The 24,450-nt window shown below is 65.6% G+C and carries 17 protein-coding genes and 1 pseudogene; 6 read left to right on the top strand and 12 right to left on the bottom strand.

The window, feature by feature from the left end; genetic code table 11:
• Positions 1–178 precede the first annotated feature (178 nt).
• From ACWEO2_RS19200 to ACWEO2_RS19230, 7 genes are read right to left on the bottom strand one after another with little or no spacing between them, the layout of a single operon-like run.
• Positions 179–733: a hypothetical protein gene (locus ACWEO2_RS19200; protein ID WP_452406539.1), complete on the bottom strand. Its 555-nt coding sequence runs from the start codon at positions 731–733 to the stop codon at positions 179–181.
• A gap of 27 nt (positions 734–760) precedes the next feature.
• Entirely contained in the window at positions 761–1,438 is a 678-nt protein-coding gene (locus ACWEO2_RS19205) for a hypothetical protein (protein WP_452406540.1), read from the bottom strand.
• 29 nt (positions 1,439–1,467) lie between these two features.
• Positions 1,468–1,935: a hypothetical protein gene (locus ACWEO2_RS19210; RefSeq protein ID WP_452406541.1), complete on the bottom strand. Its 468-nt coding sequence runs from the start codon at positions 1,933–1,935 to the stop codon at positions 1,468–1,470.
• A 56-nt stretch (positions 1,936–1,991) separates the two neighbouring features.
• Positions 1,992–11,873 carry an alpha/beta hydrolase gene (locus tag ACWEO2_RS19215; protein WP_452406542.1) on the bottom strand — a complete coding sequence of 3,294 codons (9,882 nt, stop codon included), beginning with the start codon at positions 11,871–11,873 and terminating at the stop codon, positions 1,992–1,994.
• Between the two features lie 31 nt (positions 11,874–11,904).
• Positions 11,905–12,426 carry a YbaB/EbfC family nucleoid-associated protein gene (locus ACWEO2_RS19220; RefSeq protein ID WP_452406543.1) on the bottom strand — a complete coding sequence of 174 codons (522 nt, stop codon included), beginning with the start codon at positions 12,424–12,426 and terminating at the stop codon, positions 11,905–11,907.
• A 56-nt stretch (positions 12,427–12,482) separates the two neighbouring features.
• The gene (locus ACWEO2_RS19225; protein ID WP_452406544.1) at positions 12,483–12,797 is read right to left on the bottom strand and encodes a hypothetical protein; all 315 of its coding nucleotides are present in this window, start codon (positions 12,795–12,797) and stop codon (positions 12,483–12,485) included.
• 43 nt (positions 12,798–12,840) lie between these two features.
• The gene (locus ACWEO2_RS19230) at positions 12,841–14,079 is read right to left on the bottom strand and encodes a hypothetical protein (RefSeq protein ID WP_452406545.1); all 1,239 of its coding nucleotides are present in this window, start codon (positions 14,077–14,079) and stop codon (positions 12,841–12,843) included.
• A gap of 294 nt (positions 14,080–14,373) precedes the next feature.
• On the opposite strand from ACWEO2_RS19230, the gene ACWEO2_RS19235 reads away from it, so the two are divergent.
• Together ACWEO2_RS19235 and ACWEO2_RS19240 are read left to right on the top strand one after the other, a co-directional pair.
• Positions 14,374–15,690 (top strand): MFS transporter, encoded by a 1,317-nt coding sequence (locus ACWEO2_RS19235; protein WP_452406546.1) that lies wholly within the window; start codon positions 14,374–14,376, stop codon positions 15,688–15,690.
• Positions 15,691–15,746: 56 nt separating this feature from the next.
• The gene (locus ACWEO2_RS19240) at positions 15,747–16,421 is read left to right on the top strand and encodes a response regulator transcription factor (RefSeq protein WP_452406547.1); all 675 of its coding nucleotides are present in this window, start codon (positions 15,747–15,749) and stop codon (positions 16,419–16,421) included.
• Here the strand turns inward: ACWEO2_RS19240 and ACWEO2_RS19245 are convergent.
• The 3 genes from ACWEO2_RS19245 to ACWEO2_RS19255 all read right to left on the bottom strand — a co-directional run bounded on the left by ACWEO2_RS19245 (position 16,412) and on the right by ACWEO2_RS19255 (position 20,853).
• Entirely contained in the window at positions 16,412–18,028 is a 1,617-nt protein-coding gene (locus tag ACWEO2_RS19245; RefSeq protein ID WP_452406548.1) for a hypothetical protein, read from the bottom strand. The two genes, ACWEO2_RS19240 and ACWEO2_RS19245, sit on opposite strands and share 10 nt — an antisense overlap.
• Before the next feature lie 664 nt (positions 18,029–18,692).
• Positions 18,693–19,163 (bottom strand): hypothetical protein, encoded by a 471-nt coding sequence (locus ACWEO2_RS19250; protein WP_452406549.1) that lies wholly within the window; start codon positions 19,161–19,163, stop codon positions 18,693–18,695.
• Positions 19,164–19,683: 520 nt separating this feature from the next.
• Entirely contained in the window at positions 19,684–20,853 is a 1,170-nt protein-coding gene (locus ACWEO2_RS19255; protein WP_452406550.1) for a helix-turn-helix domain-containing protein, read from the bottom strand.
• Between the two features lie 284 nt (positions 20,854–21,137).
• On the opposite strand from ACWEO2_RS19255, the gene ACWEO2_RS19260 reads away from it, so the two are divergent.
• The 4 genes from ACWEO2_RS19260 to ACWEO2_RS19275 all read left to right on the top strand — a co-directional run bounded on the left by ACWEO2_RS19260 (position 21,138) and on the right by ACWEO2_RS19275 (position 22,822).
• Positions 21,138–21,482 (top strand): hypothetical protein, encoded by a 345-nt coding sequence (locus tag ACWEO2_RS19260; protein WP_452406551.1) that lies wholly within the window; start codon positions 21,138–21,140, stop codon positions 21,480–21,482.
• Positions 21,482–21,811, top strand: coding sequence for a hypothetical protein (locus ACWEO2_RS19265; RefSeq protein WP_452406552.1), 330 nt, complete (start codon positions 21,482–21,484; stop codon positions 21,809–21,811). Before ACWEO2_RS19260 ends, ACWEO2_RS19265 begins: the two co-directional genes overlap by 1 nt.
• Before the next feature lie 37 nt (positions 21,812–21,848).
• Entirely contained in the window at positions 21,849–22,091 is a 243-nt protein-coding gene (locus tag ACWEO2_RS19270) for a hypothetical protein (protein ID WP_452406553.1), read from the top strand.
• A gap of 167 nt (positions 22,092–22,258) precedes the next feature.
• Positions 22,259–22,822, top strand: a complete 564-nt coding sequence (locus ACWEO2_RS19275) for a hypothetical protein (protein WP_452406554.1) — start codon at positions 22,259–22,261, stop codon at positions 22,820–22,822.
• 284 nt (positions 22,823–23,106) lie between these two features.
• Here ACWEO2_RS19275 and ACWEO2_RS19280 read toward each other — a convergent pair whose 3' ends face one another.
• Together ACWEO2_RS19280 and ACWEO2_RS19285 are read right to left on the bottom strand one after the other, a co-directional pair.
• A complete protein-coding gene (locus ACWEO2_RS19280; RefSeq protein WP_452406555.1) occupies positions 23,107–23,457 on the bottom strand; it encodes a hypothetical protein in 351 nt (116 codons plus the stop codon).
• A gap of 166 nt (positions 23,458–23,623) precedes the next feature.
• A pseudogene (locus tag ACWEO2_RS19285) lies at positions 23,624–24,450 on the bottom strand (hypothetical protein); the annotation flags it as partial.

The following is a 24,450-nucleotide window of genomic DNA, read 5'->3' on the forward strand; positions in this document are numbered from 1 at the left end:
GTGTTCGCCCCCATCGCGTCGCCCCTCATCCACGCACACACGACATCGATCATCCCACGACCGGGATGAACGGTCAGTGTCCTCATCGTGAATCATCCTCGCGTGCTTCGGCTTACGTGGCGGTCCGAGGTGCGAACTCCTTAAGGGACCGTAAAGACTTCGCGGCATTCACTTCGAGCTACCATTTGGTGAACTCCGTGGCGTAGTAGTCGCGAATGGCCTCTAGACGTTCGCGCTGGAATCGGCCCGGCTCTTGGGCGCGCACCGATTGCCCCTCGGGTGAGGTGAATTCGTCGGCGGGGACCTCGTCCGCGCCCGACGGGATGAACTTCAGCACCTCCTCGACCGCGGCCACTGCGGTAGCCACCGTGTGCTTGGCCGACCTGCGTTGCCCTGCATCGAATCCCGAGGCATCGGTCGGGATGCGGCGAGCGAGATCGTCGGCGTACCAGAGCCAGATGCCGGGGTCGATCAGTTCGGACGGTTGGTCGCCGCCGAAGCGGACGGTCGACGCGGGCGGCGGCAGAATCTCCTCGGGCAGCCGGAATTCGTAGCTGCGTTCGAGGCCGCAGCGCGGACATTCGCCGGTGTAGCGACTGGCCAGCACACCGTCCTGGCTGACCACCGAACTGCGGAACTTGCAGCGCGGCTCGCCGCAATTCGGGCACGGCTGTAGCTCGAGGTACAGGTGCGCCTCGGCATTGGTGCGGGCCAGCGGCAACAGCGTCGGCACGGTTGTCCTTTCGTTTCGATGACGTGGCTAGGACCGGTCGCGGAGTTCGGGATACTGGTCGCGCTGCCAATCCTGCAGCCGCGCCGCCTCCAGTTCCCCCGCACCGCGGCAGACCGGGCAGTACTTGGATCCGAGACATTCCACGCACCGCTCCCGACCGTCGGCGTCCAGGGTCCAGCCGCGGCCCTCGCAGACCGGGCACCAACCGAAGCCATCGCATTCGTAGCAGAGCAGGTAGCCGCGCCGCACCGTCTCCGGAGTCAGCACCGGGTCGGGGCGCACGAATGGTTCCGGAGTGAACAGGGCCATCGCCGGCGTCTCACCGGAGTAAACGACGGTGCCGTAGCCCTCTTCGATGCGCACCATCAGCTGGTATCCGTCCTGGGACGCGACAACGGTGGTCAGCTGCCCGCCCGTCGCCGACGCCGCAACCTCGACGCCGACGTCCCAGCCCACACCGCCGAGCAGTTCCGCTGCCCTGGTGACCACCGTCGGGTCGTACTGCTCGGCGGGCCGGTCCACCCGGCCGGCCATCCGATACTGGTACTTCAGCGGTTCGTGCCAGTCGACGATCATCGGGTCGGAAGGCATATACACATCCGGGTCGTGCCCGGGCGTGAGGTGTCCGGCCAGCGTGCGGATCTGCGCACCCAGCCACGTCGCTGCCTCGTCGAGCTGTTCTCGTGCTCCTGCGATCTCGGCCATCACCGCCTCCTGTCGTTCCGCAAGCGGGTTTACCCGGTCGGGTGTTCGATGACTTGCGGAAGCGGATCTCCCGCGATCGAGCCGACGGGGAAGGGTGGTGTCGAGCCCGACAAGCTGAGATATCCGTTGGCACTTCGTTGGATGTGGAGTTGGTAGTCATCAGGAGTGCGGGTATCGGCCGCGCGCGTCCGGGAACTATTTTGATCCACTCTCGTAGGCCACCCGAATTCGTTCCAGGATCGCACGACCGAGTCGAAGTACCATCCGACGGTATCGGGGGTGGTTCCGATCACCCAGTACCCGATGGTGAGGTACTCCGAGACGACGTCTCGACCGTCGTCGGCGAAGGGCAGCGTGACGCCACGGTGCAGACGCGCCCGAGGCAATTCCGGGTGATGGAGCGACAGCGACAGTTCCGCGGGAAGTGCCCGCAGTGTGCGAAGGACGTACCGATGCAATTGATCCCGCGCTGCCGCCTGGGTGAATTCTGCCGGCATATCACCATCCTCGTCTGTTTCCTCGCTCGATCGAGTTCTACCCGACACCGGTCCGTTCATTCCAACTCGTCCGCGTATCCGGTGACGATCCGTCCGACGTTACGGAAGGATCGGTTGTCGCGGCCGAGGTAAACGGGCGCCGTGTGATCCTTCGGATTCCATCCCGATCGGTGTGCACTCGGAGTGGAGTCGGTAGCGAACACGGTGGCGCCGAAGGCGGGGTCAGTCGGGTCCGGACCGTGCACATCCGGAAACAACTGGATGGAGTCGTATTGAGCCACGGTAGCGAACACGTGTTTGCCGGTGTCCTCGGGGCCGACGCCGGTCAGACTGAGTTCACCGATGTGTGCAGCTCCCGTCCCCGGTGCGCCGAGGAAGATCACATTGTCGGTGTTCAGGCCGTTTCCACGGCCGGCGGCGTGGCCGGAAATAACACCCCCATAGGAGTGGCCGATCGTCGTGTTGCGCGAGGGTGGCCCCTCATGCGTGACCCGCAGTCCCTCGTGAAAGCGGCGCGCGGCGTCCGCGCCGTTTTCGGCGTAATGCGAAAAGGCCGCTTCGACCAGAGCAGGCGGATTATCGTAACCGCCCCACAAGATCACCGATGTCTCCGACTCCGGATCGACCAAATGCGCCGCCTGCCGTATCTGTGCCAGGGTCTCACCGGCATAACGTACGCCATTCCTGTTCCAGGCACCCACGGCCGGCTTCATCACGATTGCGACATTATGGGCGAGATCCGGATCACCGAGGGCGTACGCAAAACGCACATTGTGGTCGATATATGACAAGTGAAGCTGCGGCTGCCCTTCCTCCAGTTTCGCGGGGTCGAGCATTTCCGCTATTTCGTTGTATTGTTTCAGGCGCTCGGTATCGTTCTCGTCCCGGGCCAGGTCTCGCAGCCAGTCCAGGGTTCGGCGATTATAGGGGTCACGGTCCGCGTGAGGGATCCCGTCCCGATTACCGATGAACGGGTCGGCGTGATAGAACTCCTCCTTCTCCGCCTGCGAAAGGCTCGACCACAATTCATGGAGCCGTTGCGGGTCCTCGAGAATACCGATGTCCGAATCCGGGAGCGGCGAATCACCGGCGGCATGCTCGCCGGTACCGGGGAGGTCGTTCTCGCCGTGCGGCGATGCCCCGAGGGCATGCTCACTCGACCCAGGAGGACGCTCCAGCAGATGAGCCATCAGGAGTCCCTTGTGAAAATGCAGCGGTCGCGCCAGGAACTCCGGCTCCCCGAACGATTCGCTACCGGGTACATCGAAGGGGTGTCCGGTCGGAGGTTCGTCCTCGAGACGTTTGCCGGCCAGCTTTTCCAGCCGATTACGACGGGCCTCCACCGCCGCCATAGCGTCGGCGTCCTCGGCGCGCTCGAGTGCGATCAGCCGGGCTCGCGCCTCCTGCGCTCGGGCGCGGGCCTGGTCGGACCGCTCCTGGTGCATCAGGGCACGCTCGCGCAGTTCCTGCGCGCGCTCGGGAACGCCGGCCGCGTCGGCCTGTGCATGCAGCTCGGCGGAGGTTCGGCGCGCGTGAGATTCCTCCCCGAGAGCCGCTCGCAACTCCGCGCGCAACAGCCCGATCTCCGCAGGCCGCGCGGACGCCGCTTCGAGATGGCGCTCGATCGTGTCGGCCAGGTCCGGGTCGTATTCGGTCAACAGCGCCCAGCGGTCGCCGAACTCGGACTCCGGTCTCAGTCCGAGGCGATTCATCAGATCGGCTAGATCCCGCCTCAGCCCCGGCAATTCACTCGCGCGAGCGGGATCCTCCAGGGCACGCGCGAGCTGCGCATCGAGCACCCTCAACTCGGCGTAGCGACCACCGAGATGGGAGGTCAGCTCGTCGGGGATCTCATCGATCGAATCGGTGCGCACCTCAGGGTTTTCGGCCAGTACGATCTCGGCCAACTCGTGCGCAACCGCCCGCGCCACATCCTGCGACCGCGCTCGCGACGACACGATCACGTCATAACCAGAACCATCCGGGCGCTCACGGAATTCGGCAACCGCACCGTCATGGGTCTCGCCCACCCCGAGATGGACCTCGCGACCATCGGGCAACACGAAATGCTGACCATCACGATTCCACGCCATGTCCTCCGGCGTGATCAGCCCCAGATTGTCGCCGACCTCCCCCATCAGTTCGCCGTGCGTCAGCGAATCCTGTTCCGCCGGACGGGCAGCACCGTGGAACTCGCCCACCGGGGCGGCAGTACCGTGCCGTCCGTCGACCGGTGTCGCTCCATGCGGCTCGTAGGTGATGATCACGCGGTGATCGGGCCGTGGCGGAACGAACTCCGCCAACTTGTCGGTGTTGATCTTATTGCTGGCACCTGCGTCGGGGGTGTAGTCGTAGTTCTCGTTCCCCGGATATGGGAACTCGATGTTCTCCGTGATGCGGAATCGGCCCGCGACATCCGGCGGCAGTCGCCGGATCGCGGCCCATAGCAGGTCACCATGGATATGACCGCGATCGCCGGTCGTACCGCCGGGCTTCCCCGGCTTCATATCCCACTGCAGCTCGATCCGGCCGCCGGGCACTAGGCCCTCAGCGAGCCCCTTCGCGATTCCGTCGTAGATCCGATCCTCGACCTCCAGCGGGATTTCCGCGCTGACATTGTTGATGAATACCCGAGCCACCGCTCCGCTCTCACCGTCGCCCAATGCGCCGCCATGGGCCAGCAGGTCGCCGAAGACCATGACGGTGCCCGGTTCGGTCAGCGGACCCGGGTCGAGGATGCCGAGATTACGACGCCGCTGACCAGCAACCGCGAAATCATCGGCCAACTCGGTCTTGATAATCAGCCCACCACCAGCACGATCGGCAGCAGGCGTCATCTCCACCCCGAACGCACTACGACCGACACCGACATCGACAGTGTGCCCACCCCGCTCCGCCGCAGGCACAGACGGCCTGGGCCGCAACACAATCCGATGGTTATCCTCGCCGAACCTATTCTGATCCAACGGCAACCGATGCTGCGGACGCGGACGCGGCAACACCTCCACCGCCGACCGCCCCTCAACCGGATCATGCACAACCACCGCATATTCCAAATTCACACCATGCTCGGCCGCACCACGATTCGCACGATCGATACCATGCAGAAAGTCACTGAGCGACATTCGCTCGCCACCGACCTCGACCGCGCCGTGCGCGTGGTCCAGCACACCGGCGATCCGGTCGGGTCCGTTCGCCAACGCATCGGCAGCACTGTGCATCCGCTCGAAACCCTCCGGCCCCAAGGCATTCCGGAATTCCTGCGGCATCGCCTCACGGAATCCGTCGATGGCACTGTGTAGCTCCTGGGCCCGCTCGGACGCGCTCAGGCCCGGACTATTGATCGCCTCGTTGATCGGATCGAGCGCCCGCAGCAGTTCCTTTGTCGGGATGGTCTTGCGCGCCGCACCGCCTTCACGCCCGGTGAAGATCGGGTCGAAGATCCGCCGCGCCTGCTCCTCGCGCATCCGGCCGTCCAACGCCATCGATTCGGCCCGCACCACATCCGGGGCGAACTCCCCCGCCATCTGCTGCTCCAGCCGGTCCAGATGGGTGGCGCGGGCGTCGTCGAACGCCGAGTCGGTGAGATTTCGGTCGAAGACGGGTCGCGCACCGAGCAGGCCGTCCGGACCGAGGCCGAGTTGCAATCGTCGCACCAGTCCGGGATCGTGCTCGTTCAACAGCGCCCATCGATCGGCAGCCTCGGGTCCGTCGCGCAGACCGAGATGGTCCATCAGATCCGCCATATCCTGACGCAATCCAGGCAACTCACCCGCCCGCGCCGGATCAAGGACCGCCCGATCAATATGCGCGGCAAGCACCTTCAGCTCCGCAAACCGACCACCCAGATGCGAAGTCAACTCCGCCGGACGCTCGCTGACCGAATCGGTAAGGACCGCCGGATCCTCCGCCAACCGAATCTCGGCCAACTCATGCGCCACCGCCCGCGCCACATCCTGCGACCGCGCCCGCGACGACACGATCACGTCATAACCGGAACCATCCAGGCGCTCGTGGAATTCGGCAACCGCACCATCACGCGTCTCCCCGACACCGACATGGATCTCGCGCCCATCGGACAACACGAAATGCTGACCATCACGATTCCACGCCATGTCCTCCGGCGTGATCAGCCCGAGGTTGTCGCGCATCGCGTCGACCAGTTCCTTGTGCGTGAGTGGATCCGCGCCCGGCGCACGGGCATCACCGCGGAATTCGCCGACCGGGGTGGCGGTTCCGCGCTTGCCGGGCGGCAGTTCGCCGCGGTCGGACTGGTCGAGACGGTAGCTGGTCGGGTCCTTTGGGCGGCCGCCGCCCTCGTGTTCGACCGTTACGCTCAACCGTTGGTGACCGGCCTCGCCCGTCACCCGTGCCGAGATGTGGACACCGCCCTTGGCCAGCCCGTGGTCGCCGCGATAGTCGCGGGTCGCCTCCCTGGCCATCCGGGTCACCTCGGCCTGTGCCTCGACGATCTTGGCCTCCGGCCAGCCGTGCATGATGTCCCGGATCTGACCGTTGACCTGGTCGAAGCCCTGTCTGCCGTAGTACGCGGTGGTGCCGAAGCGACGGGTGCGCGCGGCATCGGGTGCGTTCGGATCCAGTTCGACCGTGAAGCCGACGGTGGTCGCGCGGCGGCCGGTCAGCTTGCCCCACAGGCCGCGCTCGGCGCGATCGCCGGTCAGATGCGGCCGGTTGGCCTCCCAGTCGTAACCTAGCTCCTTGGCCTTGCGTTCAGCCTGTTCGGCGGTGGTGTTGCGATCCAGCGCCAGGTGTTCGGCGCCCGCGAGCGCCGCCTCGAGGCCGATCACGTCTTCCCGCAAGGGTTTTCCGTCGATCAGCCGGTCCCACATCTCGGCGACGTCGGCGATCCGGTTCAGTTCCGGATTGCGCATCAGATAGTCGCGGGCCCGCCGCAGGTTCGCCTCGATCTCCGCACGCGGCCGGACATTGCCATCCCCGTCACGCAGCCAGGTCGAGCCGTCGGGATGTTTGGCCAGCGTGGCGCCGTCGGGATCACGGATCCACTCCTGACGGCTACCGCGCACCCAGCGCTTGGGGTCGCCGCCGGAGTAGCGGTCCGGATTCTTGGCGGCCTCGTCGGCGATCCGGTGGATATTGCTGTCGCCCTCATGGACGCGATTGTGTTCGTAGTCGTCGTATCGCTGTTCGGTCCATTCCTGGATCCGCTCTCGGACAGCATCGTTCGCGTGCGAGCGCTCCATGAACGATTCCGAGATATGGACGCTCTCGCCGGAATAGGGGCGCACCGCGCTGCCGTCGAGATGTGGTGATCCCGGAGTGGTCGGCTCGTGGGTCAGGTCGCGGCGGATCAGGGGCTGCGGATCGGCTTGGGCATGGTCGAACCAGGCGTGCGTGCGCGTGCCGCGCACACCGGGCAGCAGTTGGATCCAGCGCCCCTCGGTGACGCTGGGGATCCACTTCGCCACACCGCCGAGCGCCCAGGCCACACGCGGATGCTTGTTCACGAATTCCACCGACAGCGGCAGGTGTATGCCTCGGCCGTGTTCGACGTTGGCAGGCAGCCACTTGGTGGCGCTGAGCACCGCTTTGCCGATCCACGGGCGATTCTGCACGAAATCCCGTACCCACGGATGATTCGGCACCCGGTCAATGATCCCGAGGCTGAGGATGCGCAGATGGAACGCGTACATGCCGACATCGGAGTGGTAGGCGTGGACGCCGTCGGGAACATCGAAGACGTTCTTGGAGAACGGCAGGTTCTCCGGATACATGAACTCCGGCACCTCGCCCGCCGAAAAGTGGTGCAGCGGCGACATGATTTCGTCGAAGACCGGCACCAGCGACACCTTGAACAGGAACGGCGGCTGCGGTTCGGTCCACTTCGTCTTCTCCCACGGCCGCGGATGTTTCGCGGGATCCGGTCGCGCGCCTGCCTTTTCGGTCGTGACCGGATCGGTGGTGGTCTGCTCGGGTCGAACCTGTTCGTCCACGACGACGCGCATGAACTCGATATCCATCGGAATCTTGTCCGACTTCGCCAGGCGCATGAGCAGTTCCACATCGGTGCCGGTGCGCAGCGCCCGCTGCAATGCCTGGCGGTAGGCCGCCGGATCGGTCTCGGCGCCGACCACGACGATGCGCTCATAGGGGAAGACCCGCGACGGCTCGGCCGCGGGCACCACCCCGACACGTTCCGAAATCGGCAGTAGGCCCAACTCATCGAGCGCCTGCAGACTGGCGCGGCGCTCGTTGATCCGGTCGGCCTCGGCCTCGGCCTGACGCAGTCGATCGATGGTGTCACGCAATTCGTGCACCTGCTCCGCGGCCGGTGACAGCTCGCCCCGATAGCGTGCGCTCAACTCCACCGGTTCGCGCACATCGAACGTCGCGGCCAGTCGATCGCGGGCGCGAGTCGCCTCGATGATCTCCTGGGTCAGCGCATCGCGCCGCTCGAGCAGCTCGCCCGAGGTGCCGACCAGATCGGTTATCCTGACGCGCGCCTGCTCCAGTTGCTCGAGACCGTGCTCGGCCTTGACGAGTTCGAGTCTGCCCGCACGCACGGCCGCCGTCCGTTCCCTTTCGGCGGCCCTGGCATCCGCAGGTTGCGCCTCGGCCTCGCGCAGGGCCTGCTCGAGTTCGCGGACGGCGATGCGGCCGTTCTCGACGCGCTGCTCGAGGTTGTGCACCTCCTGGTGCGCGATCTGCACCCGGTCGCGCTGCTGCAGCGCCGCCTCGAGATTGTCGAGCTTCGCCAGATCGGCGCGGAACTGCTGGACCTCCTCGGGGGTGCCGAGGGTGTCGGCCAGTTGCTGGTGCAGTTCATTGATGCGCGCCTGCTGCGCCGCGTATTCCTCGGTCAGCTTGGAAGTTTCGAGTTCGATGACGCGGTCGCGCGAACGCTCCGCATACTCGCGTGCCGCGTCAGCCTGCTCGTCGAACCGTTGCACCTGCTCGTCGAGGCGGTTCGCGCGCTCGTGGTGACCGTCACCTCTGGCCTGCTGGGCCTCATCCCGCAGCCGGTTCGCTTCGCCACGGACACGCGCCTCCTCGGCGACCGCCGCACGCACCTCCGAGTGCAATTGCGTGATCTCGGCTTGCCTGGACGGCTTGGCGCCGACCAGCAAGTCACCGTCCAGGCGAGCCGCCTCCGGGTGGCCGAGGCCGCTGACGACCTCACCGCCACGCATGATCACGGCCTCGGTGGCGACGGCGTCCGCACGCCGCGCGCCACCGGCCAGCTCGGTCAGGGATTTGCGCTTGCCGGTGGCATCGCGGAACCACTCCTTGCCGCGGTCGGTTCCGATGTACCGCGCGCGCTCACCATTGACTTCGAAAGTGCGGGCGCCGTTGATCTCGCCCAGGAAGGTGACGGCGTAGGCGTGCGCGCCCGCGCCGCCCTCGTTCACGCGAGCGCGCTGCTCCACCACGAGTGCGCTGGAGCCCTTGCCGGAGTCCATGAGCGCCTTGACGATCTGTGCGTGCCCCGGCCGCGACGAGTCACGGGGGACGAAGCCCTCGAACTCCCCGCGCACGGCGGTGCGCAATTCGCTGAGCGGCACGCCTGCCAGGCTCTTCGGCTCCGGTATCGGGCCGTCCAGCACCGGCCGCCCCTGTGCCTGCTCGAACCAGTGCACGGCGTCCGCAACACAGGTGTTGGCGGCGGCGGTGCGTGGTTCGGGCGTCCGGATCGATTCCGGTGCGTCGGCGGGGCGGGATGTGTGTCCCTCGTCGACGTAGGGGCTGGAGCCATCACCCGATCTTCCTTCCGGACCTGGTGATTCGGCTTCGGCGACACCCGAGCGTTCCGCCGTGCGCGGCTCGACGACCGCGGCACCCGGATCCCCCGGCATCGCCTCTGCCGCGCGGGCACGTGACCCGTCGCTGTCCGTCCGCCCCGATTCGCCTGCGGCCCGACCGGATTCACCCTCGCCGACAGGACCGCGCTGCTCCGAGCGGGATTCGCCGCGACCGGTTTCCATCTCGGATCGCTGGCCGCGCTGTTCCGACTCGGGTGTGCGGCCTCGCTCGGTCTCTCCATTCGTTTCGGGGCGCGGTTCCTTTGGTGTGCTGCCGGATTCGCGCTCGGTACGTTGCTCTGCGCGCGCCTCGTCGACGGCGTTGCCGATCTCGTCCCGCGTCTCGGCTGCTGAGGCACGGATCTCGGCCCGCGTCTCGCCAGCGGAAGTGCGCAAGTCCTCCCGCAACTCGGCAGCGGAGGTGCGCAGGTTCTCGTGCGCATCTTCGGCGGTTGCACGGATCTCTTCCCGCCCCTCGGCGGCCGTGGCGCGCAACTCCTCCCGCGTCATCGGCGCCGATTCCTGCTTACCGGCCTCGATATTCGTCACGCGGTCGCGGTTTTCGGTTCCAGCGGCACCCGCTCGCGAGGTGCTCCGCTCGCCCGCGACCGGTTGCCGCGCGCCGGAGCGCTCGGGTGAACCTGCACCGGTATTGCGTTCACCCGCGGCACCCGCGGAAGTTCTAGCCTCAGTATTCGAAGTTCCCGAATTCGCCGCCGCAGTGGTTCCCGCGTGCCCCGCCCCGGTACCGCCCGCGTTCGCCCCGGCGGATGCGCCGGTCGCGCTCGGATCGGTGGATGCCTCCAGCCGCTGCAGCGCGGACAATCGCTCCATCTCGCTGACCGGTCGACCGCCGACGTTCCCGGTGGCGTAGACCTCCTTGGCCGTTTGATATGCCTGGACCCGACGCTCGCGCTGCTCGGGTGTCGCGGCTGTGTCGACGGCCTTGCCGATCCGATCGACGACCTTGGCGGACTCGGAACGCGCGGTCGCCTCCACCATTGGCGGCGCGGGCCGGGCAGCCGAACCGTCGCCGCGGGCGGTGGCCATATTCTCGCTGGCCGCCAGCACTTGAATCCGTTGTTCCGAGCCACCTTTCACGCCGTGCAGTGCACCCATGCCCGCACCCGCCGCGATCAGGCCGGGGTGGAAGGTCCAGTCGATGCCCTTGTAGTTCGGATCGTTGGGGTTGGCCAGGTGCTCCCCCAACTGCCACGCGATTCCGGCGCCGTACATGCCCGCCGAACCCCCGAGGGCGCCGCCGAACACCCCGCTGGCCATGGACCGAACCTCGGGCCGCAACAACGCACGCGCCCAAGGGTTGTCGTGGCCCATCATGCGCACCGCATCCGAGAGCGCGGCCTTGGCCATCGCGTTGCCGACCGCCATGCCCACCGGTGCGCCGAGGAGTCCGCCCGCACCCCATTCCAGACCCGTCCGCAGCGTCTGCTTCAGATCGAAGCCGTCGTCGCGGTGCCCCATCGCGATCTGCAAGGCCTGCAGGCCCGCATCGATCCGGGCGCCCTGCAGACCAGCCTTGCCCGCGGCCAGCCCGAGTTGTTTGAGGCCCTGTTTGGTCGCCAATTCCTTCAGCGTCTGGATGGCGATCTTCTTGACGTAGTTCTCCAGGATGTTCTTGAGCGTGTTCTCCGCCGCAGCGGCCGCCAGTTTGCCGAGCGCCTCCCGGCTGAACGCGCTGAGCACCGTGCGGCCGATACCGATCACCACGGGAATCAGCGCATCGCCCCACGGCCACTCCGGCATCAGCTCGAACACCGCGCGCACGGTGATGCCCGCGAAGACCGCGTCCATCATCTTGGTGAATTCGATCTCGGTACCACCGTGGCGGGTGTACTTGCCGAGATCGTGCAACCCTTCGGCGGTTTTATCGACCGAGGTCTGCCCGTTGAACAGCGAATCGAATTCCTTCTTGATCTGCTCGGCGCCCTCGCCGTCCTCATACCACTTGAAGGTCTCGTCGGTGACATCCTTCAGTTGCTGCTTCAGATCCTTGAGCGCGTCACCGGACCGGTGCCAGTCATCACCAAGATCGAAGAGATCACCCTGGTGGCCGTCCGGGTAGCCCTGAAAGAAGTTGAGGGCGGACAGAATCCAGTGCGGCATCCAATCCCATAGTTCGGTAATGCCGTCATTCGACATCTAGCAGCCTCCCCCCTCGCTCCGACGGAATTCACCAGCCGGTCTCGGCGACACCCGGTCCGGAACCTGCCTGCGAGCCGTGGTCCAACTGCACGACATCAGTGAATTTCATTCCCCCGCCGAGGTTTTCGGGTGCTGGCGTGGCAGCGCGTGCGCTCGGCGGCGCGGTCGAGACCTCCGGTGGTTGCGGTATGAGATTCTCCATATCGGGGACACCCGGCAGGAATTCCGACAGCTTCGGCAGCCGTGCCTGGTCCCTCTTCAATTCGGTGATCATCTCGCGGGTCCGGCGCTGCATCTGCGCGGCCGCGTCCTGGGCGGCCTTGGTGATGGCGGTCGCGATTTCGGCATAGGTGAGCTCGGCGATATCGGCGGAGAATTTGGTCTGGATCACCACACCGTTGGCGTTGACGACCACGGTGACCCGCTTGCCCGCCGCGGTGGCGGTCGCGGTGAGCAGCGCGTGCTCCTGCTGCGCGCGCACCACCGATTCGACGCTGGCCTTCAGATCCTCCATCAGATCGACGAAATGCGCCCTCGTCAGCTCGTCCACCCTGCACCCCTTTTCTAACTCACCCCACTGCCCCGGAAGCCCATCGCCCACCACGATCAGGACTGGAAGCCCGCCTCGTTGTCGAGTTCCATCGCGTCGAGATGATCCGCGCTCTGTCGCAGGCCGCTCGAATAGCTCTGCAGCAGTTCGATCTTCCCGTTGAGGTTCTCCATCAGATTGTCGTGCGAGGGTTTGTAACCCTTGTCTCCGGCGAAGGCCCTACCGAAATCGTCGGTGCCCCACTTGCCCCAGTGTTCGGTATTCGACGCCACCAGTCGGTCGCGGATCTCCTCGATCTTTCCGGCCATGTCGTCGAGGTGTCCCGCAGTGGTACGCAGGCCCTTCGAGGTCACCCGCACCTTGTCCGTCATCTCGAGCCTCCTTCGAGTCCTCCGCCGCAACGTAATTCGATGATTACACGAATACAGATCGTCCGACACATGAAGCGCGAGCAAACTCGACGCCCCGATGCGGCGGTTGGCTTTCGGCCAGCAATCCAGCCGTAGCGAACTGTCTCAGCGCGCCTTCAATGTCACAACCAGCGCCGAATCCGTCGACAACAACTTCATAGGTGATCTCGCCACCCGGCCCAATGGTTCGCTCGGCCTTCGCCAGCAACCGCGCGACCGCCGCCCGGTGATTGGCATCCGGCACATCCGACAGCAGTCGGGTCACGGTCGCGATCACGGTGCCCGCAGTCCAGATATTCGGCATCGCCGCACCGCACTCCGATACCGACGGCGATTCGCCGCGGAACCATCCAGAGCCGTCCCACCAGAAGCAGAACGAGAGCAGCCCTACCGCCGCGCGTGGGCTCAGCACGGCGTTGGTCACCCAATCCGGTGCGCCCGCATAGAGATTCGGCAGATCGATGCCACCGTTGTAAGCCGCGTTGAGCGCGGGCGCATTCCATACCCCGCCGGACAAGACGGCACGGCCGTCCGGCAGAACGTACAGGGTGGAGCCGCTGCCGCCGTTCCTGGCGCTCTCGTACCAGCCATTCGTCGCGACAATGCGCGGGCCGTGATCGGATCCGACGGCGACGTGCGCCGCCGCAATCGTCGCCCACCTCGCCCACAACTGCGGAAAGAGCGGGAGTTCGTCCTCGACGGGCTGCTGGGCGACCCCTGCGGCCAGATCGGCGCGCGCCCCGATCGCGGCCCGCCGCGGCGGACGGGCCTGCCTGCCCGCATGACCGGCATAGGCTGCAAGCCACACCGGAAGGCGCGGACGCGGGTAGACCGCGAGGTCGGCACGATACGCCTCGGGCCGGAACAGCTGATCGGCCGGGAAAGGTTCATCTCCGTAGTCGTATTCGACCTCGAGCTCACCGGATGCGTCGGACCACAACAACAGTCGCCACCAGGCTCCCGCTCCCGCCGCGGCCACCTCGGCGCGCTGCTGCCGGACCAGCTCGAGCACGGCATCGGGCACCTCGACCCGTCTCACCCGCTGCGCGATGGTGAACTCCACCCGCGCCCACTCGGTGGTCACCGTCAGCGCGAATACCGCGTGCAGCTGCCGCCATGCGGGCGGTCCCAATTCACCCAGCTGGTCGGCGATGCGATGGATCAGCGCCTCGGCGCGTTGCCCGGCCGTCCCGGCGGTGAGTACGTCCGCGCGACAGGCGCCTCCGATCTGCTCGTCGCTCATCGCTGTCGTTCTCATTCCTGTTGTGCAGCATTAAGCCCTTTCCGATAGTGACACGCATCTCACCATCCGTAACCGGCTACCAAGTGCGACTGGCTAAAGGGACTGTTAAGAATTCGATCCAGGCTCCGACCAGCGGATCTGCCACCGCGACAGCCGAATTACCGGAACGCAAACGGTGCAACATTTTTCCTAAGGGACCGTTAGAACATCGGCAGCCCCCTGGCAATGCGCTGTGACTGCGCTCACAGTCGCCATTACTACGCCGGTAAGTGCGGCGCCAGAAGGAGATTCACAATGACTACGACACAACCCGTAGGCGAGCGCAGGGTCATCGCCAACGTGCTGCGTGGCTCCCTCGGCAATCTCGCCGAGTGGTACGACTGGTATGTCTACGCCGCGTTCAGCGTGTACTTCGCGCACAGTTTCTTCCCCAAGGGCGATTCCACCGCACAGCTACTCAACTCGGCGGCCGTCTTCGCGGTCGGCTTCCTGATGCGTCCGATCGGCGGCTGGATGCTGGGCCGCTACGCCGACCGCTTCGGACGTCGTGCGGCACTGACCCTCTCGGTGACGGTGATGGCCGCGGGTTCGCTGCTGATCGCGTGCACGCCCGGCTATCAGACGATCGGCCTGGCCGCCCCGGTGCTGCTGGTGCTGGCGCGGCTGTTGCAGGGGCTGTCCCTCGGCGGTGAATACGCCACCAGCGCAACGTATCTGTCCGAGGTGGCGTCGCCGGGTAAGCGCGGGTTCTATTCGAGCTTCCAGTACGTCACGCTGGTCGCGGGTCAGCTGGTCGCACTCGGCGTGCAGATCGTGCTGCAGCACATTCTCAGCGACGCGCAGATGAACAACTGGGGCTGGCGTATTCCCTTCCTGATCGGCGCGGGCGGTGCCCTGCTGATCATGTGGCTGCGGCGCAGCATGGACGAATCCGAACAGTTCCGGGCCGAATCCGATCGCCCGGCGCGCGGCTCGCTGCGCGTGCTCGCGCAGTATCCGCGCGAATGTCTGATCGTTTGCGGGCTCACCCTCGGCGGCACCGTCGCGTTCTACACCTACACGACCTACATGCAGAAATTCATGATCAATACCGCGCATATCTCCAAGCCGACCGCGGCCTGGATCAACTTCATCGCACTGCTGGTCTTCGTGGTGCTGCAGCCGCTGGCCGGAGCGCTGTCCGACCGCATCGGGCGGCGCAAGCTGCTGATCTTCTTCGGCATTGCCGGAACCTTGCTGACCGTGCCGATCATGACCGTGCTCGCGCACACCCGCAATCCGATCGGCGCATTCGGACTGATGATGCTGGCCCTGGTGGTCATCACCGGCTACACCTCGATCAATGCGATCGTGAAGGCCGAACTCTTCCCGACCCGGATCCGGGCGCTCGGCGTCGGCCTGCCCTATGCGCTGACCGTGGCGATCTTCGGTGGTACCGCGGAAACCATCGCGCTGGCATTGAAGAAGGCCGATCACGAATCGCTGTATTTCTGGTACGTCGCGGCCTGTATCGCGATCTCGCTGACGATCTACTACTTCATGCGCGAGACCTCGAAGAACTCCGCGATCGAGGCCGAGGCCGAGACCGGCGCCGAGGTGAGCGTCCATTGAGGATGGCAATGCGCAAACGCCTGCGCGTCGAACCTTCGCTTTGCGAGGATCGGCGCGTGCGGCTTGTGCTGGTGGAAGACGATGACGGGGTGGGCGACGCGCTACAAGCCGCGCTCACCGCCCGCGGTTACGTCGTCGACCGCAAGCGCCGCGGCGCGGACCTACTGCGCACCCACCGTGACTACGACGCGGTGATCCTCGATCTCGGACTGCCCGATATGGACGGTCTGGAGGTTTTGCGACGACTGCGCGAGGTCAGCTCGGTGCCGGTGTTGATCCTCACCGCCCGGGCCGGGGAGCGCACCATTGTGCTCGCGCTGCGCTCCGGTGCGGACGACTATCTGGTGAAACCGCCGCGCATCGCGGAGCTGGTCGCGCGACTGGAGACGGTCACCCGGCGCGTCGTCATCCACACCTCCCCCGTCGAGGCGGTCGTTTCCCAGGATGTGCGAGTTGACCTGATGGCCCGGCAGGTCGAAGTGGCCGGTGTGCCGATCATGCTCACCCACAAGGAGTTCCAGCTGGTCCGGATCCTGGCGGAGCGGCCGGACACCGCCGTGAGCCGCCAAGAGCTGATGGACCGCATCTGGGGCGATTCGTCGGCCTCGGTATCGCGGGCGTTGGATGTGCACATGGCGGGGCTGCGCGCGAAACTCGATCGCCCCGGTCTGATCACCACCATCCGCGGCTTCGGCTATCGCTGGAGCACCGATGGCAGCCCTCAGGCCTGAACGGATCCGTGCCGCTGCTGGAAGCGCTGCTCGAACTCGACGGCATAGACCGACGGCGCGACCGATGACGAAGACTGTTCCAGCACACCGTCATCGGCGACATAGAAGATCGCCCGACCGATCGAGATCTCACCGGGTTCGGTCGGCACGTACACCATCCAGCCGACGCTGATCCGATCCGCGCGCAGATTCTCCAGCGGATAGCCGGTGGTGTCCATCTCCTGATCCAGGATGTACTGCCGCACCTGGGCGATCGCGGCCTCCCGCGAAATCGGCTCCGGCAGTGTGATCGTCACACCGGCGAGCGTGAGCTGGTAGAGGGCGCTGTCGATATCGAAGGTGCCATCGTCGCCGAAGACCTCGACGAGCGTATCGCGGGTGACGACACCGATTTCCGCGGCCGACACCAGGTTGGCCACCGCCGCGCGCTGCCCATCGGTCGGCTCGTCGGCCACCAATCCGGCGACCACACCGGCCACGGTATCGGAGGTCCAGATGCCAGGCACCGCATCGCTGAGCGCGACCGCGGACGGCGAGTCACCGCGATACCACCTGCCGCCGTCCCACCAATAGCAGAACGACAACAACCCGCTGGCCGCACGGGGATTCAGCACCGGATTGGCGATCCACTCCGGCGCACCGGCGTACAGCCGCGGCATCGGCGCACCGGCGTTGTAGACGGCATCGAGTTCGGGCGCGTTCCACACGCCACCGGAAAGTACGGCGCGACCGCCCGGCAACGCGTACAGCGTCGACCCGCTGCGTTTGGCCCCTTCGAACCAGCCGAGTGCAGGCAAAACCCTTGGACCCCATTGGGATCCGGCGGCGACGAAGGCGGCCGCGATGACCGCCCAGCGGGCCGACATCACCGGGAAGGCCGGAAAGTCCTGCTCCGACAGCACCGGTCGCACGCCGGCTTCCCGGTCCGCGCGCGCCTGGGCGGCCGCAATGAGCGCCGGGCGCGACTGCCGGTCGGCGTGGCCGACATACGCCGCCAGCCATACCGGCAGCTTTTGGCGTGGATATGCCTGCAGATCCACGGCATAGACCTCGGGCGGGAACAGGTGGTCGTCCGGGAAGGGCTCGTCGCCGTAGTCGTAGTCGACCTCGATCTCGCCGGTGCTCGCCAAGTTGATCAGCAGCCGCCACCAGGGGCCGTCGCTCAGTTGGGCCGCGAGGTGCCGCTGTTCCCGAACCAGTGTGAGCACCTCGGGAGCGGGCTGGGCACGGGCCTCGCGCTGCTCGTTGTCGGCGAAGGTGACCAGCGCGAATTCGGCGGTGGTCGTCATGACGAAGACGGCGTCGAGGCGGTGCCAGCCCTGCGGGCCACCGGAGGCGAGTGCGCGGGCGATGCGGTGGATGAGTTGTTTAGCCTGCTCGGCCACGTCGACCGGGGGTTCGTCGAGGGTGAAGCCGATATCGGGGGCGTCCTCGTCGACGGGGGTGTCTTCGCCGTGGGTGTCTTCGGTGCGGTCGTTGTCGGTGGCTTCGAAGGCCTTCATGAACTCGGCCATGAATTCCGCGTCGCCGGAAGCGTCGGGTACGGCCTGCTCGTGGTTCGTCTCGTTCGCCCGGTTGTCGGGGGCCTCGCCGTCAGGTGTGGTCACGTCGCCGCAATCTCCCTCATCTGCGCACCGCGCCGCGGACCGCGCACAGTGCCCGAGCAATTACCGTTCCTATCCTGGCACAGCGCCGCGACACACGATTCCGGAAAGCCCGGGGCTTAACCGATCCTGAAGGTAGAGCTTTGGAAGGCCGCTCGGGACGATGCTCATGGGCAATTCCGACCTGGCCGCCCGCGTGTTCATCCGGCAGGCATGTTCGTAATGTCGAGCAACGCACCGGGATTCGCGAACAACATCACTAGCCTCGGGAAGTCACCGGCATCGGCGACAGTGTGATCTGGAGATGAAGAAGGGCGCTGAATCACGGGTGAAACGAGTGAAGAGGATCCTCATGTGGTCGGGGCAGAACGGCGGGTGCCCGGTCGAATCGTCGGTGAGTGGTCGGATGTGGCTACCGTCGGCGTCGATCTCATAGATCTCGGACCGGTTCTTCCCGCCTCGGTTGCTGGTGAACACGATTCCGGCTCCGTCCGGGGTGAAGACCGGCTCGGAATTGTAATATCGGAATTGTAATAAATGCCATCCGCTCCGGAATCCAACTCGGAGATCACCTGGCAAATGGCGGAGCTGGTCAGGTACCAGCTGGACGATCGAGTCCTGCCGGTCAAGGCAATGCTCATGTTGACCAACAGGACTCGGCTACTCCTTACGCGGTGTATTCCGCGCTGCAATCGCCGTTGGTGGAGTGGTTGCTGAGCTCACCCAGCCCCCGATTGCTCGACCTCAGCACCAAGGCGAGGCGGCCCGATTCCGTCAAGGTATTGCGCAGGAGGTACTCGTTGTCCGGTCCCTGCACGCGGGTAGTGGTTTCCGCGTTTCCGCTGCGACCGGTGTCGAGGTTGGACCAAGTGAACGAGAAGCGCTGCTCGTACTCTGTATCCGATTGTGCGTCCGTGTGAACGTACAAGTTCAGGATGCCTGAATTGCCGGGCTCCGCACTCACTACAGTGGATGCCGTGCGCTGAGCATCATCGGGGGTGAGGAAGGTGAACCGGCAAAGTTCCACAGCCCCGGGGGCCGGAACCGCGAATGCTGCGGGTGCGCTACCAACTGTTGCCAAGGCTGTGCACCCGACGGCTGCGATGCCGAATAAAGCTGAACGCATATGTGATTTCATCGAGACTTCCCGTCGAATGAAGGTGAACCTGAACTACTGGACACGCGCCACGAGACCCGCCCCCAAGACTCCTTACGCGACCTGATCTCGCCCGAGGCGAACCACGCACAGCGTAGCAAACATTCGTCGATATCCTGCTCAGTCCTGTGCGCCGAGATCGGAAGTCACGCAACGGCGTTGGAGCGGAACCTCTGTCGCTCGGGTACCAACCCGCTGCGATCATCGAGGCACATCATCGTGACACCAACCAGCTCCGCGTCACCGTCGTCCTGGGCGGCAACAGAACTCCCGGAGCTACCGCAGAAGCCACGCTGGGAATCGGCAAAGGTGTTGTACCAGACCGGCTCGCGCTTGGCCCCGTCCACTCGAACCCGTCGCGAGGGAAACGACCCACGACGTCACGGGCTACCGGACAATCTCTGACAATGTGGACAACTGCACAATTCCCCTCACCACGGCCAATAATACGTCTTGATCGCAAAGACCCTACTGTGCAAATCACTAATCCAGCGGCGCATAATTAGGCGGGGGTTGCGATGGAGTCCAGTTCGCGGACTGCGCGGGTGTCGCTCCAGGGCGCCAGCAGCCGCCGAGTCTCTGCATATTTCTCCCGAACTCTCGGTGAGGTGTTCGTCCGGGAGAGTGCCAACGCCTGCTTCGCGGCTGCCACAGATCGATCGAGATCCAGCGGTGCGGCGATTCGGGAGAGGCGCAGTAGCGTCAACGCTCGGTGGCGCCTCGCGTGTTCAGGGATGAACTGCAGCGATTCCTCGACTGATTCCGCAGCACCACGCCGATCACCCGTCGCTTCCAGTACCGAGCCTGTGACATCGCTGGTTACCCATCCCGCCATCCAATACGCGTATGAATCGTCCGGTGTTGTCTCCGTGATGTGGTCTCCGGAAACGGCTTTCAATTGCCTTCGGGCGTCTTGTCGCCGATTGGCGTGTGCGAACGCTTGTGCAGATCGCAGCGCCCGGTAGTCCGCCATTCTGCGATCACGGACCTTGATATCCAATGCTGCATCGGCGTAGTCGGCCGCGTCGGCGTAGCGGCGGGTCCACACGGCGAGGTCGGTGCGATGCACCAAGATTCCGGCCTGGACGTCTGTATCGCCCGCATTTTCGGCATGCTGGAACGCCTGCGCGAATAGTGCGTCGGCCAACTTCACGTCGCGCTGATCCCATGCGGCCCAGGCTGAGGATGCTACAGCTTCGGCGGTCAATTGAGACAGTTGTGGTTTCAGTAATTCGGGACACGTGGGCAACAGAGTCAGACAGGTACGCGCCATCGCATCCACCAGGGGCTTAGCAGCATCGGATCCGAGCGAATCGTCCAGCAGCATTCCCGCATGAACCGTGGTTCGAAGATGATCAATAGCCGCTGGGGACACCGTCGGCCGGGCTGTTCCGGCGGTCGCGGCCAGCGTTGCCGTTGTCATGAGGAATTGTCTGCGGTCCACATCGGTCTCCTCGGCCAACACTTCGAAGCGCGCCCGCGCCACAGGGTCCAGTGTCACCCAAAGCGTGTCGAGTGCAAGCTGCGCGGCAGCGTTGACGCTGGATTCCCCTCGCTCCCAACCGGAAATCGTCCGCTGCCCAGCATCAATCAGTCGGGCGAAATCCCGCTGGCTCATGCGCAACGCCGTCCGTAGTGCTCGAACAGTTTCACCGGTCCACTGCGTGGTCACCGCCGCCCTCGCTAAAACTCGCTCAAACCTGCGTCTTCCCGCTCTGTGCTCCGCATCGTCCCAGGTCCAGGGTGGATACGTACCAGGAATGAGGAAACCAATACTCCTAGATGTGCGACGAACAGGACTGAGCCGATGCCCCTGAACGCTTCAACGATTACAACGTCCCGCGCCACACCGCCCGCAGCGGTTACCGAACTCCCGGACTGTCGAGTATCTGGATCTGTCGCACAATCCTTCGGTTCGCGAGGGTGACGAAAATGCATGCGACAGAACGAGACACATTGCGGAACGAGAGTGGCGCGCTGAAGGCGGTCGGACTCGTGCGAGCCGAGGTGTCAGGCGTGGAGGCGCCTCGGCATGCGGAAGCGGTGCAGCGGCACGCACGGTTGCTGGGCTACCAATATGTGTACACGGTGCGGTCCCCGCATGACACCCCAGATCCGATCGGATACGCCCTCGGTATCGCGGCCGGGCTCGATGCGGCCGCGATCGTGGTCTACGACCTGGCTCAAGTCGACGATCAACCGGCGCGGGTGTGTGAGGACTTCGATCTCGAAACCGTCTGCCCCGCAACCACATGGGCAAGGGTCGCGCACCGGGCCAACGCCGAGATGGGACCGGCGTGATGAGCGAGCGCACGATCGTCACGCCGCCGAGGGTCTGCGCGTCTGCCGATGTCGAGTTGGCGCACGAGCAGATGCGCGAGCATCGCGCCTGCCAGGTCGGTCGATGCGTGTGGAAGACGGCGGCGTACTACACGCTGGTCCATGCGGGTCGGCTCGCGCCGCAATCGTTGACACCGCGCGAGCGTGCATTCGCGCGAGGGCTCGAGTTCCCACCGCTGGACCGCGAGTTATGCGGAGAGGGCGGGCCGACAGCACAAACGCTGCGTGAGGTGCTGGACAAACTCACCGAGTTTGGCTCTGCCAGTTCCCGGTACAGGTACGGGCGTTGACAGCGGCGGCCACTGGTAGGCGATTCCGGACTCCGAGATGAGCGAGTATCACACCGAGGTGGACGACTGGCAGGCAATCTGGCGGATTGACCAGCACGGTATTCGAATATTGCTGGTACACAACATCTTGGAATCAACAACGCTGATGTCTGCTCCTACCTCGGCCACCGCGCCGGACCTGGTCCAGATGCGCGAGCAGTTCCCGAAACTTTCGCGGTTGTGGGATGCGATACGCCATGAGTACTGGTCTGAACTCCGTGTCTTCCAACAGCATTCATAAGAAGTCGCGCAAATTGGGTTCCGAGTCGACCCGGGATGCAGTGCAGGCACGGGCTTGGCGATCACGAAGTTGCTTCCAACCAGGCCGCTCCATCGAACCCCGCACCCGCCTGACCGACCCACTCGAATTCGTTGGCGCTTCCGCGTGGAGCCGGCGATGATCGGTGGGTGGAAGTCACCACCTCGGACGGCGGTTCCTGGCGAATCGGAACCGACGCGGAGTGCGCATGGATCGCGGATGGTACGTCGGTCGGCCTGACCATCACCTCCGCGATCCCGCCGGTCTTCGACAGCTACGCCACGATTGTCGTGCCGGAGGACGACGACGTGGCCTGGCAAGCGCTGGACCGAGCGCTGGTGTCGGTTCTGCGCGCTGAGTCGGCGAACCAGCGTTGGTGGTTGGGATACCTCAATAACGGCGCCGACGACGTCGTCTTCCCCGAAGCTCCCCGGGTGAGCTTGTATGCCAATTGGCACTACGTGCTGGTCGAGGCGGGGCCGGAGCAGGCGCTCACCTGGCGCAAGCTGACTTGGCGTCAACGCTGTAGCCTGCCCGACCTAATTTTTCCGACCGACCGCGGCTGGCTGGTGTCGCGATTGTTCGACGACGACTGGATTTGCGTCGGCGGGCCTGCCGGACTGGTAGACAAGCTTCTTCGCCACCCCGACCTCGAGACACGTCGAGTAGAACTCGGACAGGACGCGACTCCCCCCGGCCACATCGCGATATAGCCACGGATTCGGGGTAAGGCGCGGGCGAGGATCGACGACGCCGCGGACGGAGAGAGTTCGACTTCCGCTCCAAATCCGCTCTCGCGCAGCGCTTCTGGTTTTCGGCCCGGCGTGTCGTGCCGAGCGTCGGCATATGAGGGTGTCGAAAGTGTGCGTGAGCTCCGCTGGCCCGACGCGAGTGCAGTTGGCGAGAGCTATAGCCGGGCCGGCTTCGCCCACGCCGAGAGTATTGCCCACCACCAGCGAATCCGGGCGAGCACCCATGCTCGACCGGTGCACGTGGGTCAGCGGGCGAAGATCTGGGTGCGGCGGGTCGGGGTGGCGCAGACGTCGTGGATCAGGCGGCCGAGGTCTAGTTCGGGTGGGAGCGATCGGTACAGCAGCTGGCAGACCACAGTGCCGGAGGCCGTGACGGTGAAGCGGGTTTGTCGGTTCCCGAGAGGCTCCCATTCGGTGGCGACCAGCGGGTCGTCGAGATTGACCGTGTCCGCACCGACCCGCAGCGCAAGCCCGGATCCGCCGCGATAGAACACCACGGATACGTCACCAAGATCGCCGTACACCCCGACCTGCGGACCGATACCCCCGCCGACCGCCCGCAGCGCGCCGGTCTCCGGGTCGAAGTGCGCGGGCACACCGAATCCGGAGAACGGCTGTACAAAGAGACTAGTGCCGTCACCATTTTGGACGCCGCGATGCCGGATTAGGTTCTTGGTCGACCGATTTCGATTTGTCGATGGTGGTGGGTTGACCGGCGGGGGCATCATCGGCGGGGGCGAAGACGGATCCGATTGTTGCGTGTTACCGGCGTAGGTCTGTTGCTGCGTGGAACCGGAGTGGTCCTGGTGCTGCATCGAATCGGGGTGTGCCGGTTGCTGTGGCATGTGGGGGTGCGCCGGTTGCTGCGACGAGTCGGGCCAGCCAGAGCCAGACGGGTCGGATGGTGCAATCGGCCGGGGCAGGCGTGGGGGCTCCGTGGGCTGTGCAGGCGATGACGGTGGCATCGGCGACTGCGGGTGCGCTGGATCGTACGGAGCCGGCGGCGTCGATGGATCCTGCCACGGGAAAGTCGGCGGGGTCGGGTGGGCTGGCAGGTGCGGCGCGGTCGGTGGGTCCGGGAACACAGGAGGTGTCGGCGCGACTGGCAGCACCGGAGGCGTTGTCAGAAGTGTCGGCGGCAACGGATGCGTCGGAGTTGTCGGCGGCACTGGCGAATGCGGAGGCACGGGCGGTTTCGGAGGTTCCGGCACCGCCGGAGGTTCCGGCACCGCCGGAGGTTCCGGCACCGCCGGAGGTTCCGGCACCGCCGGAGGTTCCGGCACCGTCGGAGGTTCCGGCACCGTCGGTGGGAGCGGAGGTGTCGGCGGCACCGGCAGATCCGGAGGGACCGGAGGCGTGGGTGGAACCGGAGGTTGCGGAGGCACAGGAGGCACCGGCGGCTGCGGAGTCGGCGGTACCGGAGGCATCGGTGGGACCGGTGGGGTCGGGGGTTGCGGAGGCACCGGCGGTTTCGGCGGTACCGGTGGGACCGGCGGGGTCGGGGGTTGCGGAGGCACCGGCGGTTTCGGCGGTACCGGTGGGACCGGCGGGGTCGGGGGTTGCGGAGGCACCGGCGGTTTCGGCGGTAC

Source organism: Nocardia sp. NPDC004278 (genome assembly GCF_053602975.1).